The 15,250-nt window shown below is 55.5% G+C and carries 13 protein-coding genes and 1 pseudogene; 3 read left to right on the plus strand and 11 right to left on the minus strand.

The genetic code is table 11. From position 1 onward, the window contains the following. Positions 1 to 65: 65 nt before the first annotated feature. On the minus strand, positions 66 to 713 hold the full coding sequence (locus EL098_RS08010; protein WP_232012353.1) for a hypothetical protein: 648 nt from the start codon (positions 711 to 713) through the stop codon (positions 66 to 68). A 370-nt stretch (positions 714 to 1,083) separates the two neighbouring features. Between EL098_RS08010 and EL098_RS08015 the strand changes: the two genes are divergently transcribed. Beyond that, positions 1,084 to 1,734, plus strand: coding sequence for a DUF421 domain-containing protein (locus tag EL098_RS08015; protein WP_126355748.1), 651 nt, complete (start codon positions 1,084 to 1,086; stop codon positions 1,732 to 1,734). A gap of 17 nt (positions 1,735 to 1,751) precedes the next feature. On the opposite strand, the gene argE is transcribed toward EL098_RS08015, so the two are convergent. From argE to EL098_RS08040, 5 genes and pseudogenes are all read right to left on the minus strand, one after another. After that, entirely contained in the window at positions 1,752 to 2,900 is a 1,149-nt protein-coding gene (argE, locus tag EL098_RS08020) for an acetylornithine deacetylase (RefSeq protein ID WP_126355749.1), read from the minus strand. Beyond that, positions 2,893 to 3,567, minus strand: coding sequence for a DUF1028 domain-containing protein (locus EL098_RS08025; protein WP_126355750.1), 675 nt, complete (start codon positions 3,565 to 3,567; stop codon positions 2,893 to 2,895). Before EL098_RS08025 ends, argE begins: the two co-directional genes overlap by 8 nt. After that, entirely contained in the window at positions 3,564 to 3,992 is a 429-nt protein-coding gene (locus EL098_RS08030; RefSeq protein ID WP_126355751.1) for a RidA family protein, read from the minus strand. The genes EL098_RS08025 and EL098_RS08030 overlap by 4 nt, the downstream gene beginning before the upstream one ends. Before the next feature lie 25 nt (positions 3,993 to 4,017). Further along, positions 4,018 to 5,284, minus strand: a pseudogene (locus EL098_RS08035) (flavin-containing monooxygenase). Between the two features lie 172 nt (positions 5,285 to 5,456). Then, on the minus strand, positions 5,457 to 6,383 hold the full coding sequence (locus tag EL098_RS08040; protein ID WP_126355752.1) for a LysR substrate-binding domain-containing protein: 927 nt from the start codon (positions 6,381 to 6,383) through the stop codon (positions 5,457 to 5,459). 529 nt (positions 6,384 to 6,912) lie between these two features. Between EL098_RS08040 and EL098_RS08045 the strand changes: the two genes are divergently transcribed. Continuing rightward, positions 6,913 to 7,740 (plus strand): ABC transporter substrate-binding protein, encoded by an 828-nt coding sequence (locus tag EL098_RS08045; protein WP_126355753.1) that lies wholly within the window; start codon positions 6,913 to 6,915, stop codon positions 7,738 to 7,740. 24 nt (positions 7,741 to 7,764) lie between these two features. Continuing rightward, positions 7,765 to 9,297, plus strand: a complete 1,533-nt coding sequence (locus tag EL098_RS08050; RefSeq protein WP_126355754.1) for an amino acid ABC transporter permease/ATP-binding protein — start codon at positions 7,765 to 7,767, stop codon at positions 9,295 to 9,297. A 45-nt stretch (positions 9,298 to 9,342) separates the two neighbouring features. On the opposite strand, the gene EL098_RS08055 is transcribed toward EL098_RS08050, so the two are convergent. The 5 genes from EL098_RS08055 to EL098_RS23165 all read right to left on the minus strand — a co-directional run bounded on the left by EL098_RS08055 (position 9,343) and on the right by EL098_RS23165 (position 14,814). After that, positions 9,343 to 9,684 carry an SLOG family protein gene (locus EL098_RS08055; RefSeq protein WP_126355755.1) on the minus strand — a complete coding sequence of 114 codons (342 nt, stop codon included), beginning with the start codon at positions 9,682 to 9,684 and terminating at the stop codon, positions 9,343 to 9,345. A gap of 67 nt (positions 9,685 to 9,751) precedes the next feature. Next, entirely contained in the window at positions 9,752 to 11,404 is a 1,653-nt protein-coding gene (locus EL098_RS08060) for a Na/Pi cotransporter family protein (protein WP_126355756.1), read from the minus strand. 2 nt (positions 11,405 to 11,406) lie between these two features. After that, positions 11,407 to 11,643: a hypothetical protein gene (locus EL098_RS08065; protein WP_126355757.1), complete on the minus strand. Its 237-nt coding sequence runs from the start codon at positions 11,641 to 11,643 to the stop codon at positions 11,407 to 11,409. Positions 11,644 to 11,718: 75 nt separating this feature from the next. After that, a complete protein-coding gene (mgtA, locus tag EL098_RS08070; protein WP_126355758.1) occupies positions 11,719 to 14,412 on the minus strand; it encodes a magnesium-translocating P-type ATPase in 2,694 nt (897 codons plus the stop codon). A 249-nt stretch (positions 14,413 to 14,661) separates the two neighbouring features. After that, positions 14,662 to 14,814, minus strand: coding sequence for a hypothetical protein (locus tag EL098_RS23165; protein WP_164716799.1), 153 nt, complete (start codon positions 14,812 to 14,814; stop codon positions 14,662 to 14,664). Positions 14,815 to 15,250 lie beyond the last annotated feature (436 nt).

A 15,250-nucleotide genomic window follows, 5' to 3' on the forward strand; every position in this document is an offset into this window, starting at 1 on the left:
CATTAATTAACCTAAATGCTAACAACCCTTTGCTGAAAAGACAAAACAGCGCCATTCACGCGCCTTCAGGCAGCATGACGCGTATCGACTTTCTCTGGCGAGGATAGAGGTCGTGTGTTGGCGCCCAAGGGTTGAATTTGCCTTTCAGCCTGATGGCTCTCCTCTACCGCTTGCTCGCGAAGCGGGCCTTGCGGGCCGGTCTCTGCCACGATGCTTTGTTTAAAAAGGTTGGGTTGCTCTGCTGAACCGGGGCTTGTGCAGATGGAAACGGGAGAGGGAAGAAAAGCAACGCGCAGCGACTCCCTAAGCTCTCTTTGCACCCATCTCATGGCCTTACCAGGCATCGCGGAGACGGATATTTTGCCCGCCAGCAGGCAGGGTTTCACGTTCCAGACCATCAATAAAATGTCCTTGCGCGTTCCGGCGTCTGCGGAATGGTAGATTTTCGCCGAAGATAAGTTCGAGCTGGCCTCTGCCTCCCAGCTGTAGACCAGTAAAGCGACGGGATCTCTTCGGTCATTGACTGATTTTACAGCAGGCTTAAGTATGCCGATGGCTATGGGGACAGCCAGCAGGCTAAGCAGCAGGGCGGCGCACAGTAATAGCAGGCGTCGACTGTTTTTATTAAGAGAAAATAAGCCTGTTTTAAACCCGGACATCCTGACTAACCCCTGGGCTGAAGCTGTTGTTTTCGATACGAAAATAACCATCATTCAGCCTGCATTAAAGTAGCGAACCAGCAAAACTCTTTATGTAAAAAGTTAATTGAATTACTGTAAATAAAATGATCTAAAAACAACGCCTTATTATTGTTATTTCCCACGATCTTCCACTTTGGGAGTAAATAATAGCTCAACGACAAGGGGTAAACCCATATTCATTCTGGTTTTTTGCTTTTTTAAACCGCTTGGTTAGAATTAATGATTGTTATATGGTTAATTTTTAGTTTTATGTTTTACTGATTTTCAGTTGGGTGGTATGTCTGGCTGTTGGGTTTTTCTTCCTGGCGATACGCATTGAAGGTATTTTTAAGTAATACTGTTGAGGTGAGGATCCTCTCCAGGCTACGGGAAGAGCTATTCTATGATGTTTTATGGTTATGTCCTGATCAAATTTATTATTGGTTTTGTTATTGTTATCACGCACCTCAATCTTTCGGGGAAGACTCAGCTTTCACAGATGACGCCGGTTGATTTTATCGGCAACTTTGTTCTTGGGGGCATTATTGGCGGCGTGATATACAGCGACGCGATTCCTCTCTACCAGTACATCATTGTGCTGTTGTTGGGCGTGTCGCTGATTTCCTCGCTTAACTGGGTCAGCAAACATGTCTATCGCTTACGCGCCGTGACCATCGGCGAGCCAATACCGATCATCAAGGACGGTAAGTTTCTGATGGATAATATCCTGAGGAAAAAGAACAAAATCGACATTATCAACGTGTCATCACAGCTTCACAGCCAGGGAATTCACTCTTTTCAGCAGGTACGTTACGCGCAAATTGAGCCGGGTGGTCAGCTAACCGTGGTGTGTGAGGGCTCGGAAATGCCGTCCATTATCATGATGAAGGACGGCAAAATCCGTTTCTATGAGCTGGAGTCGGTGGATAAAGATGAAGCGTGGCTCAAGGAGCAGATGACCAGGCTCTCGATCAAACCGGAAGATGTTTTTATCGCCGAGTTTTGGGGCGGAGAAATACACTTTATCCTGAACTCGGGCGAGAAACGTCACTGATTTAACCGCAGCGATGGTCAGTAGCTCATCCACTGGCGCAGATTCTCCAGCATCGCCATGCATTTTTGCAGCTGCTCTTCGGCCACGAACTCATCGGGCTTGTGGCCCTGTTCCATGCTGCCGGGGCCACAAATCAGGGTGGCGATCCCGGCTTCGTCAAAAAGTCCTCCCTCGGTGCCAAACGCAACGGTGGCGAAGTCATCGCTGCCGCACCACTGCGCCAGCCAGCCGGCAAATGCCGACTGAGCGTCCGTCAGCAGGCCAGGATAGGCGCTCAGCGGGGTAAAACGAATGGTGCTTGCCGCAGAGACGCTTTGCATGCTGGGCTCCAGCGTTTGCCGTGCATAGCGCTGAATATCGTCAACCAGCGTGGTAACTTCAACGCCCGGCAGATAGCGGATTTCAAAATCAAACTGACACCTCTGAGGCACAATGTTTAGCGCGCTGCCGCCTTGAATGGTGCCGACCTGGAGAGTGCTGAAAGGAGGTTCAAAGCGGGCATCGGTGGTTTGGGTTAGCGCATCGCGGGTCTCCCCCAGCTTGCCGATCAGCCGGGAAGCATATTCAATGGCGTTCACGCCCTGTTGGGCATAGGCAGAGTGGCAGGCATGGCCGTGCACTTCACAGCGCATGGCGATTTTGCCCTTGTGTCCGTAAACCGGGCGCATTTCAGTCGGCTCGCCAACAATACAAAGTGCTGGTTTCTCCTTTGAGGCGCGTAGATGCTCTACCATGCTGCGTACGCCGAGACAGCCCACTTCTTCATCGTAGGAGAAGGCAAGGTGCAGCGGCATTCTAAGAGGCTGCTCAAGAAACGCCGGAACGGAGGCCAGCACGCAGGCGATAAAGCCTTTCATGTCCGCCGCGCCGCGCCCGTAATAGCGTCCATCATGAAAAGTCATGTCGAAAGGGGGAACGCTCCACTTTTGCCCGTCCACCGGTACCACATCGGTATGGCCGGACAGCATCACTCCGCCGCCTCCGGAAGGGCCAAGTACCGCATAAAGATTGGCTTTGCGTCCATCTTCGCTGTGGAAAAGCTCAGCGCCAATGCCCCATTCCGCGAGGTAATCGCGTATATCGTCGATCAGCGCCATGTTCGACTCCCGGCTTGTGGTGTCCCGCGCCAGCAGTTTTTGCAACAGGGTAAGCAGCCGTTTATTCATCGCCAGGCACGCCGTAGCGGGGGGCTTCACGCGGATCGAGCGCACGAATAAGGTAATCCTGCATTTGTGGTTTATAGGCCAGCCAGAGCGAATGCAGCCTGGCAATAGGGTTATCGTCCGCCCAGTCTACGCGCAGATCAACGATCGGCCAGGCTACCGTATCCACGACTGTTAACGCAGCGGAATGCACGGGCCCGGCCTCACCGCCTTGCTCCAGCGCCGCTTCAAGCGCGGCTATCAGGCGATCTGCCAGCGCACCGCCGCTTTGTTCGAAGCGCTCGATCATGGCGTTAATCACCCCTTTATCGGCCAGCATATTGCCCGCCGCCACGCAGTTATCCCCCTCAACGGCGTGGTAAATACCCAGCGATTTTGTACCGCTGTGGCAGGCTGTTTTCCCCTTGCTGTCTATCACCGTGACCTGGCGGTAGTCGCTATGCAGGGGTTCGCTAACGACCAACTGGAGTGCCTCCTGCGGCGTGACTCCCTCTCCCAGTTTTGACAGCACCATCGGCCCCAGCGCGGGGAGGGTAATATTCTGGCTCGACACGGCGCCAACGCCCGGTACCAGCCAGGGGCAGCGTGCGCCAACCGCGATACTGGACGAGCTAATCGCGATGCCAAGCTGGCCGGTTTCCCGGCAGCGCGCGGCGATAGAGAATGTCATTTTTCCCCCTGTGAATCGTCCGGTATTACCGCAATGACATCGATCTCCATGAGCCATTGCGGCTGGCCCAGAGCAGAGACCACCAGACCGGTAGAGATCGGGAATACCCCTTTCAGCCATTTACCCACTTCCTGATAAACCGGTTCACGGTAGCGCGGATCGATAATATAGGTCGTTGTTTTGACGATATGGGAAAGGTCGCTTCCGGCCTCTTCCAGCAGCTGTTTCACGTTCTTCATCGCCTGCTCGGCCTGAGCCTGCGGATCGCCCAGTCCAATCAGGTTGCCCTCAAAGTCGGTCCCGACCTGGCCGCGAACATAGACGGTGTTACCGGCGCGTACCGCCTGGCAGAGATCGTTGTTCAGCGACTGGTTTGGGTAGGTTTCTTTGGTGTTAAACATGCGAATACGGGTATGCGTTGGCATCGGTCAATTCCTTGTAGGCTAAAGGTTAGCGCTGTGAAGCATCGGGATAGCGGCTGTATTTGCGCTGGGTTTCAATGTGGTCAGCAATGTATTTCGCGTCATGCCATACGCCCCAGATAAACGTGGAACCCCGGCGGGAAAGCCACGGCAGCCCGAGGAAATAGACGCCAGACTCGCTGGAGACGCCGCGCTGATGGCGTGGCCTGTGCAGCTCGTCGAAAGCGTCGACCTGCAGCCAGCCGTAATCCGGTGCGTATCCGGTCGCCCAGATGATCGAGGTGATGCCCGCTTCAGCCAGATCCAGTTCGAGGGTGGGTTGGGTAACGCAAAGCGGATCGGCAGGGAAGATTCGGGCCTGCGGCTCCTCAGGGAGATCCATCCCATTGCGTTCAATCCAGGCATCGGCGGCGTCCAGCAGGGCCAGGTAACTCTCATCGCCCTGGCGAATGTTGTGCGCGAGGTTATCTTCAAAAAAGACTTTCCCCTCCTCAAAGCGCCGGGTCAGGCCGACAAGATGGATCCCCTGGTGTGCGAGGGTGCGAAAATCGACGGTGTGGCCGCCGCGTGCGCCGCTAACGGCGATGGTGACGTGTTCTTTGCCGGGCTGGCTGGCGGCCGCATCCCACAGCCCAAGCACGCCAAGCCACCAGCAAAAGTCGCGGTTGCGATAGGCGCGAGGCGGGCGGTCGTGCGCGCCTACGGAAAGGTAAACCTGCTTGCCGGAGCGCTGAATTTCATCGGCAATTTGTACCCCGGAGGAACCCGCGCCGACCACCAGAACGGCGCCGGCAGGCAGCTGTTGCGGGTTTTTTATAGGCGGCGGAATGTATCTGGTACAGCCTGTCCTCTTTCGGGGCAATCGGCGGCACGATTGGGCGCTGGAAAGGGCCGGTCGCGGCAACGATATGCCGGGCCTCAACCGTGCCGTCGCTGGTTTCGACGGTGAAACCCGGCCTGCCGTGATTGCGTATGACGCTTTTGACCTCAACTCCCGTTTTTACGGGCGCTTCAAACTTGCGGGCATACTCCGTGAAGTAGTTCGCTACCTCCTCTTTGGGGATAAAGCTGTCCGGATCGGCCTGGCTGAATTCCAGCCCGGGAAAGCGGTCGTGCCAGGCCGGTCCGTTAGCCACCAGCGAATCCCAGCGGCCGCTGCGCCAGGCTTCGGCAATGCGGTTTTTCTCCAGCACCAGATGGGGAATACCGAGGCGCGTCAGGTGCTCGCTCATGGCAATACCGGCCTGACCGGCGCCAATCACGAGAGTGTCTATCTGAGTGTTTATTACGGTCATGTCTGTTTCCTTGGTGCTCGGGAAATAAGATTCAGCGCAGCTTCGCTATGGCACAAGGTTATTGAGCGGCAGACATTCCGTAAAATATTATAAATCTAGGGATAAGGAATAAATAAAGTAGCCTGGCGTCAGAGATTATAAATTCCCTTTTTTTAACGGTGAGTTATCACGTCTATAAATCTTCCACCGCCGTTCCCGGCATTAGCTCAAACGTGCGGCAGTAATCCATAAATAAACGCGTCGGGCGCGTCGGCTCATTATTGCGTAAATAGGCCATCACCAGCGTCGAGTCCGCCATCTCATCGATAATTTCTACCTGCCTGACGCGCTGGCCGTCGTAGGTCACGTCCGTGCAGGGGCGGGTGACCAGCACCGAAAAGCCCATTCCCTGGCCGACCATACAGCGCACCATCTCGATGGACGGCGAGCTGTAGGCGACCTGAGGGTGCAGGCCTTTGTCGGTGAATATGTTCATGAAGTAGCTTTTGCTGGGGATGACGTCCAGCAGGATCATCGGTTCGCGGCTCAGTTCATCCAGCGTCACGGAGGATTTTTTCGCCAGCGAATGGTCGGCAGGCAGCAGGGCATAAGGTTTCTGGGGGGCGTTCAGCCTTTCGGTATGCAGCGTGGTTTCCAGCTCGAGGTTGTACATAAAAGCCAGATCAAAGCGTCCGCGGTGCAGGCCGTGGGTCAGCTCATTTTGCTCGCCGTCGTACAGCCGGATAGTGATTTCAGGGTAAAGCTTGCGAAACCCGGCGATGAGCCTCGGCAGGTAGAGCGGCGCTGCCGACTCGAAGCAGCCGATGGCGATGGTGCCGGAGACAAGGTCGTTATCCGCTTTGGCATTTTGCTCGAACTGGTATGAAAGCCGCAGCAGCTCGCGGGCTTTTTCATAAAACCGGAGCCCTCCGGGCGTCAGCGAGACCCCTTGCGCATGGTGGCGGATGAAAAACTGCTGCTCAAAGGTGTCCTCCAGGTTCTTGATGGCAATGGAAACGGAAGGCTGGGCGATATGCAGCTGCCTTGAGGCCTCGGCGATGCTCTGCGCTTCAACGACGGTGACAAAGTACTTGAGCTGCTTAAGCGTGAAATGTGTCATGGCGCTAACCCCGATTTTTTATGGGCAGTGGAACCTGCAAGATAGTTTCAGACTATCCTGTCCCTGTTTAGCAAAGCCTGTGCCAGATGCCGATGTGGCACAGGCAGCCCTAAAAATCATGCCCTGAAAAAATATTTCCGTATTTATTCGCCGTCCGTTATCACCAAAAAGTGGCAACGGGAAAATAATCTGCACTTTTTCAGTGCGCCTGAATTCATGGGCTCTCTATTATCTGCCTGAAATAAGACTTTATTGGCTTTCTTTCGGGAAATTAAGCGATTGCGCTGTGCTGGTGCAAAAAAATAGCCATTGCATTAAAACAATTTTTTATAGAGGTAAGGCATATTTTTCGTCCTTTATCCCGCAGCCTTTCTCCTGCAGCATGGCTTTATCACCCACGTTGATCGAATGTTTTTCGTTCTGGCGAATATATTGCAAGGCAGTCGTCAGGGCGAAATCATAAGCCGTGAAAAGCGTCTCCTTACCCGAGGCAATAAAAATGATTTACCACCTGCACTGGAGTCATCGCATGTTTACATCTTCACATAGCAAAGCGTTATTTACCTGCATGGCGGCGGCGCTGCCATTCCTGCTGGGCAGCGGCGCTCAGGCGGCCGTGATGACCCCCGGCCAGCTGACGGTGGGCAGCGACATTACCTTTCCGCCGTATGAGTACCTCGACGGCAAAACGCCTGCGGGCTTCGATATTGAGTTTATCAACGGCGTGGCCGAAGCGATGAAGCTCAAACCTGTCTATGTGGATACACGTTTTACCAGCCTGATCCCAGGTCTGCAGGCTAAGCGTTTTGAGCTGATTGCCTCTGCGCTTTTTATCACCCCCGAGCGCCAGAAAGTGATCGACATGGTGCCTTACCTGAAAACCGGTGAGTCGCTGTTGGCCCTGAGCGACGCCAGCTTTAAACCGAGCAAACCGGAAGAGCTTTGCGGGCATAAAGTTGGTTCGATGCAGGGCACCTACTGGCTGGAAAAACTGCACACGCTTTCTGCCGACTACTGCGTGAAGCAGGGGCTGAAGCCGATTGCGGTGAGTGAATTTTCCACCGATCCGCAGACCACTCAGGCGCTGCTTTCTCATGCGGTAGAAGTGCAGATGACCGACGCCGCCGTGGCAAGCCAGGTGGTGGATAAAATGAAAGGTCGTCTGGCCGTGACCTCGACGGAACTGCTGTACCCGGTGCTGGTCGGCCTCGGGGTAAGTAAAACAAACCCGGAGCTGAAAAAAGAGCTGAACGAGGGGATTGCGGCCTTTAAAGCCAGCGGCAAGTACTCCGCCTTAGTGAAAAAGTATCACCTGGCGGAGCCGTCCGCAGCCGAAGTTCAGGCCAGCAGCCTGTAATCACCATCGCCGGGGAGTGCGGATATGTCTTTTGACTGGAACTATTTATTCAGCCTGTTCAGCAACGTGGATTTTTGGCAGGCGACCTGGACCGTGATTAAGCTGAGCCTGCTGAGCTGGATTATCAGTATTGGTTTTGGCTTTTTACTGGCGCTGGGAAAACAGGCCGCTTCTCCCTGGCTCTCTATCCCGGCGCGGGCCTATATCTGGCTATTCCGCAGCCTGCCGCTGCTGGTGCTGCTGATTTTCGTCTACAACCTGCCTCAGGCGCTGCCGGGAAGCTCGGCCTTGCTGAGTGACCCTTTCTGGGCGGGGCTTATTGCGCTGGTTTTGAGCGAAACGGCCTACATCGCAGAGATCCACCGTGGCGGCCTGCTGGCTATCCCGCGCGGCCAGCGTGAAGCCGCCCGAGCTTTGGGGCTGCGCTACGCCGGTATTCAGTGGCTGGTTATCGTGCCGCAGGCGCTGCGCGTTGCGCTGCCGTCGCTGGCGAACGAGTACATCTCCATCGTGAAACTCAGTTCTCTGGTGTCCGTTATCTCTCTGACCGAGATCCTGATGGTGGGGCAGCGGCTTTATTCGCAGAACTTCCTGGTGATGGAAACCATGGCGGCGGTGGCCTTCTATTATGTGTTTATTGTCACGGTCTTTGACTTCCTGCTGAAGCAGTTGGAAAAAAGGCTGGACGTTACCCAGCGTAAAACCGCCCGCCTGACGGAGGCCGAACTGGAAGCCATGGCGGCGCAGGAAAGCGGACAGATCTCACGTGCCTCGCAGGCATCAGGCGTTCCCGCGCTTCAGGCCCGCAGGCTGCACAAAGCCTACAACAACGTCGAAGTGCTTGGCGCGGTAAACCTGGAGATTAACGCCGGTGAAGTGGTGTCGGTGATCGGTCCGTCCGGCTCCGGGAAAACGACGCTTATCCGACTTCTTAATGGGCTGGAGCAGTTGGATAACGGGGAGATCCTGATCAACGGCCAGCCTTTTATTCGCCTGGAAAAGCAGGGCGCACAGAAGCCGCAGTATGTGGAAAACGCCGCACACCGGCTAAACATCGGCATGGTCTTCCAGGGGTTTAATCTGTTCCCGCACTTAACGGTGATGAAGAACCTGATGCTGGCGCCGCACTACCATCGACTGGCGTCGGATGCGGAACTAAAACGTGAGGCCTGCGTACTGCTTCGCAAAGTCGGCATGCTGGAACATGCCCATAAATATCCTCACCAGCTCTCCGGCGGGCAGCAGCAGAGGGTAGCTATCGCCAGAGCCTTGATGATGCGTCCGCAAATTATGTTGTTTGATGAGCCAACCTCGGCCCTTGACCCGGAAAAAGTGAACGAGGTGCTGCAGGTGATTGAGACTCTGGCGGACGAGGGGATAACGATGGTGATCGTCACCCACGAGATGAATTTCGCGTTTAGCGTGTCGGACAGGATTGTGTTTATGGAAAAAGGACGGGTGGTTTGCGATGACTCGCCGCAGGCGCTGCGAAGCGGTGAGAATCCACGTATTACCGAGTTCCTGAAAGACGTCAACCTTGCGCCCGTCGCTGCATAAAAAGCTCGCGCTGCGGCAGCTTAAGTGTGCCGCAGCCCGTCTGTATTAGATCTCGATAACCTTCACGCCGGAGCCGCGTGCCATCCTTATGCACTCCGCCGTGTCTTCCCCTCCAGGAAAAGCCAGCAGCACGTCGGGGCGGCTGTCTTCCAGCATAAACAGGTTGCGTCTGATTTCCGCATATTTGCCGTGCAGCGCCCAGTTTGCCGGGTAGCGAATGACGTGCACATCTATACCGCGCGCCCAGTTTTCTATCGCGCCGCCCAGCGACTGATGCCCTCCGTGGATAAGCACATTGATCGTCTGCGTTCGGGCATATAAATCCAGCACGTGGGTGATGGTATGGGTGTCGGCATAAAACCGACCTGAGCAGATTAAAACTCTCACTTTTCGGTACCTTAAAGTTGTTTTCCTTGAAAAGATTCTCGTCCGTACGGCGGCGGTTATTGTTTTATTAAACGTCCGGCGGCGTCTCAATAAAGCGCGGTGCTTCCTCATCAAGACGCTCAATCACCGGGTAGGCCACGGCGGCGATATGATGGTGAACGCGGCGATAGTCCCGCAGCACTCGCTGGAAGATATCGCCAGATTCCGCCCAGGCATTTTTATCCTCCCGCAATTTTTTGAAATGCTCGCGGCTGGCAGAGGCTTCGAGCTGGCGAATGGTCTCCTTGCGCTGCACCAGCTGGTGGGCGGCAGATAAGTCTTCGCGCATAAACGCGGCTATCCCCAGCCGCAGGCTGGTGAGTATTTCCGCGTGCAGCAGGCGAATATTGTGTAACTCAAAGTCGTTAAACAGCTCACCCCGGCGCGCGCGTCGTGTCGCCAGCTGGGTCAGGTTGCTGGAGAGAATGTCTCCCGCGTGTTCAAAATTGATGATGAACATCAGGATTTCCTGAGCACGATCGGCATCTGCGTCGTTTAATCCATCCTGGCCAAGGTCGGCGAGATAGGCTCGAACCGCCGCGCTAAGGAGATCGACCGACTGATCAAGCTGGCGAATTTCATCGGCCGCCTGTTTTTGCTGGGTGACAAACAGCGCCAGCAGGCGGTCCAGCATGATGGTGAGCATATCGGCGGCTCGCAGTGACTCGCGCACCGAGTTGGAGAGGCCGATATAAGCGACCTCCAGGCCAGCGTCATCCAGATACATCGGCATGCCCGGGTCGCCTACGCGCTCTTCTTCAGGAAACAGCTGCTCGAGGAAACGAGCCATCTGCGCGGTCAGGCCAATAAATAGCAGCGCGAGTACCGCGCTAAAAGCCGTGTGGAACCAGACCACCAGCTGAGGCGTGCTCAGCCCGGATTTTTGTGCGACGTTCGTCAGCAGCGGCAGCAGCAGTAACGCCAGCGCGCAGCCGGACAGGCGAACAATCAGGTTGCCAACCGGCAGACGGCGAGCGACGGCGGACCCGGCGTTAAGCACCGGAGGGAGTGCGCCGCCGATGTTAGCCCCGAGTACCAGCACCAGCGCGGTCGATGACGTCATGGCACCGGTGGCGGCGAGGGAGGCGATCAGCAAAATAATCGCCACGCTGGAGTGACACAGCAGCGTCAGGATAGCGGCCACCAGCAGGGCAATGAAAATATCGCCCTGTAGACCCTGCATCACGGCATGAAACACCGGCGTGACCTCAATATCCGCCAGCGTGCCGCCAAGCAAATGCAGGGCAAGCAGCATCAGGCCAAGGCCTATCAGCGCGCAGCCCACGCTCTCAAAGTTGGAATGATCGCGCAGCTTAAAGACCACAAAACCGGCCAGCAGGAGCAGCGGGATGGCCATTTCCATATTAAAGCTCATCAGCTGCACCACCAGCGTGGAGCCGATGTTGGCGCCGAGCATCACCGAGAGAGCAGGGGCAAGACTTAACGTGCCTGCGGCGGTAAATGACGTCGCCATCATGCTGACCGCGGTGCTGCTTTGCAGAATGCCGGTAATGCCAATGCCGGAAAGCAGTGCGGTCCAGCGGTTAGTGAGGTGACGCCCCATCCAGTTGCGCAGTGGCGTACCAAAGCCGCGCTGCAGCGCGGTGGAAATCATATGGCTGCCCCAGAGCAGCAGGGCGATGGCGCCAGCCAGGTTAATTAACAGAGTAGTTCCGGACATGTTTAATTCCCCCTCTTAAGGGCGGGTGGTGTAACAAAACGCAGTAACCTGATCGAAAAACGATGTATGGCGCTGGCGAGGTTCAGTAACGCTTTCGCGTGTTGATAGTTGATTTTCCCTCCGGCGAACCAGGCCAGTGCGTGGACGCGAAGGGTGCGGGTTATTTTCATTAAAAATAAGACAATCAGCGCGATGGTCTTATTTTTAATCAGGAAAATAATGGAATGTTGCTTTTCCATAATGCTTTCCAGCTTGTGTGACTTGCCTGAAGGGGGCCGCCGAAGCGGCACCCTGTTGCAGTTTCTAACGTAGTATCAGTGCCACTGCTTGAAGCGACGCATATAGAACATTTTCATGCTCTGAGCCACGCAGCAGTAGGCAAGCAGAGTGCCAACCAGCCACGGGAAGTACTGCCACGGCAGCGCCTGCAGCCCAACCAACGGCCCGAGCGGAGAGAACGGCACGTAGATACCCACCGCCATTACCAGACTGGTCATCATCATTACCGGCCAGGCGGCGGTGCTCTGAATGAACGGGATTTTCTGGGTACGCAGCATGTGAACCACCAGCGTCTGCGACAGCAGGCCTTCGACGAACCAGCCGGACTGGAACAGGGTCTGCATATGCTCGCTGTTGGCGCTGAACACAAACCACATCAACGCAAAGGTGGTCATGTCGAAAATGGACGACGTCGGGCCAATCCACACCATGAAGCGGCCAATGTTTTTGGCATCCCATTTACGCGGTTTGCTGAGGAACTCTTTGTCCGTTTTGTCCCACGGCAGGGCGAGCTGGGAGATGTCGTACATCAGGTTTTGCAGCAGCAGCTGGATCGCAAGCATCGGCAGGAACGGAATGAACGCGCTGGCCACCAGCACCGAGAACACGTTGCCGAAGTTGGAGCTGGCGGTCATGTTCAGGTACTTCATGATGTTGCCAAAGGTCTCGCGGCCTTTGATTACGCCTTCTTCCAGCACCATCAGGCTCTTTTCCAGCAGGATGATGTCGGCGGATTCCTTGGCGATATCGGTGCCGCTGTCGACCGAGATACCGACGTCGGCATCGCGCAGGGCAGGCGCATCGTTAATCCCGTCGCCAAGGAAGCCCACGGTATGACCGTTGGCCTGTAGCGCCTTCAGCACGCGTGACTTCTGCAGCGGGGTCAGCTTGGCAAAAACGGTGCGCTCTTCCACCAGCTGCTGCAGGGAAGCATCATTCAACTGCTCAATCTGAGGGCCGAGTACCGGCTCGCCTGGCTCCAGCCCAACCTGACGACAAATGCGGGTGGTGACGATGGCGTTATCGCCGGTCAGCACTTTCACCGCCACGCCAATGTCCATCAGGGCGGCGATAGCCGGGCCTGCGCTCTCCTTCGGCGGATCGAGGAAGGTGAGGAAGCCGCGGATAATCAGATCGTGCTCATCGTCGGTGCCGTACTGCTTTTTCGTCTCCGCTTTTGGAATGTCGCGAGTGGCGACCACCAGAACGCGGAAGCCGTCTTTGTTGTAGTCGTTGGTCATCGCCAGCATGCTGTCACGGCGCTGATTATCCAGGGCGACAACCTTGCCGTTCTCTTCCATATGGGTGGCGATGCTCAGCATCTCCTCCACCGCACCCTTGCACACCAGCAGGTGATTACTCTGGCTGTCTTTCACCACAATCGACAGGCGACGGCGCACGAAGTCAAACGGCATCTCGTCGACCTTGCTGTAACCCTGTGGTTTCACAAAGCCCGGCTCATTTTCAGAGAAGTAGATGACCGCCTGATCCATCAGATTTTTGATACCGCTTTGGTGATGGCTGTTAAGCCACGCCAGCGCCAGTACGGACTCGTTTTTCTGGCCGTGCGTGTCGACATGATGCTCAAGGATAATTTTATCCTGCGTCAGGGTACCGGTTTTGTCGGTACACAAAACGTCCATCGCGCCGAGGTTCTGAATCGCGTTAAGGCGCTTAACCACCACTTTGCGCTTCGCCATGGCTACAGCGCCTTTGGCGAGGTTGGCGCTGACGATCATCGGCAGCATTTCCGGCGTCAGGCCCACGGCAACCGCCAGAGCAAACAGCAGGGCATCCCACCACTCGCCTTTCATCAGGCCGTTTATCAGGAACACCACCGGCACCATCACCAGCATAAAGCGGATCAGCAGCCAGCTGACGCTGTTCACACCGCGGTCAAACGCCGTTTGTGCCCGGGTGCCAACAATGGCTTTGGCCAGCGAGCCAAAGTAGGTCCGTGGCCCGGTCGCCACCACCACGGCCTGCGCGGTGCCGCTGACCACGTTGGTCCCCATAAAGCAGATGTTTGGGATATCCAGCAGGTTTTCGCTGTCGACCGCTTTATCATGGGCAGATTTTTGCGCTACGTCGCCCAGGGTATCGTACTTCTCAATCGGCAGCGCCTCGCCGGTCAGCACGGCCTGGCTGATAAACAGGTCGCGTGACTCGATCAGGCGAACGTCCGCCGGGATCATGTCGCCCGCATAGAGCTGCACGATATCGCCCACCACCAGCTCACGCATTGGAATTTCACGCGGGGTTCCTTTTTGCCCTGCGTGTTCGCGACGAACCACCGTGGCGGTCGTGCGCACCATGGCTTTCAACGCTTCGGCGGATTTAGCCGAGCGGTGTTCCTGCCAGAAGCGCACCAGGCCGCTGAGCGCAACCATGGTGCCAATGATAATTACCGTCGTCAGATCGCCGTCTTCGCCGTGGCTGGTTGGCAGCCAGTAGTCGGTAAAGAAGCTGATCCCGGCGAGAATGCCGAGTACGTAGATAAACGGATTGTTAAACGCCATCAGCAGCTGAACCAGCGCGTGAGGCGGTTTGTCATGGGCAACTTCGTTCAGGCCATCACGCTCCAGCCGGGCGCTGGCGTGGGCTTCCTGCAGCCCTTCCCGGGTGGTATTGAGGTTGACCAGGGTTTCTGCGATGCCGTTTTTGGCTTCCTGGGCGGCACGCATAGACAGCGTGCTTTTTTTATTACGGTTTTTGGTTTGTACAGTCATGGTGGTGCTCCTGTCGCCGGGCGGCAGCAGGCTTTTTACGGCAAACGCCGGATTAAGGGCGGCCGAAAATAGCCCGATAGCGCATGAACGATCGGTTTTTAATTAATTTCGCACAGGGCTCCCCGCTATTTATTTTTAGAAATAAATAGGCGAGAAATTTATATTTTATTTTTTCTGGACGTGACTATTCAGGCTGATGTTTATGTTTGAAAACATCAGGAAATAAATCCGTACCAGAAGTAGCGCAACTCAGCGTGACGCCCGGGAGCCGGTCGCGACATGGCGAGCCAGTACCCCGAACAGCGCAACGGCTGAATCAGGCGATGAAGGGTCGACTTTGTGGGTCTTCGCCATCAGCAAAGCTGCAACGACGCTCCAGCTGGCCGGTGACAGGACTGACACGCCAGTTAGTGATGCGTTGATTCAACTCACTGATTTTCGAAGAGAAAATTGAGTTTGACTGTTTTTTACGTGCGGACAACACCCGATCGCGGGGCGGTCGGACACGCAGCGTTGATGTCACTGTTTTGACACCAGGAAAAAGGGTAGATTTGAAGTTCATAACACACCTCGGGACCGTGAAAACCCTGGTCGAGGTGGGACAACACGGGAGTATCAGACTCCGGCGAGACACACCAAAACGAAGAAGTGATCACAATCGATTTCATGTTTACTTTCCCGAACAGCCAGTAAGGCATTATTCGGGCAGCTACTAAATTCAGTATCCATTAGTCTCTTATGTCAGGTTAGGAAAGGCCGCAACTTCGGCCCGTGAAATCTACCCATGGCAAATACTATTGTCAACCCGCCTGTGGAAATTAAATTCGTTCGTTTATAT

Origin of the sequence: Cedecea lapagei (genome assembly GCF_900635955.1) — a bacterium.
Lineage (GTDB): Bacteria > Pseudomonadota > Gammaproteobacteria > Enterobacterales > Enterobacteriaceae > Cedecea > Cedecea lapagei.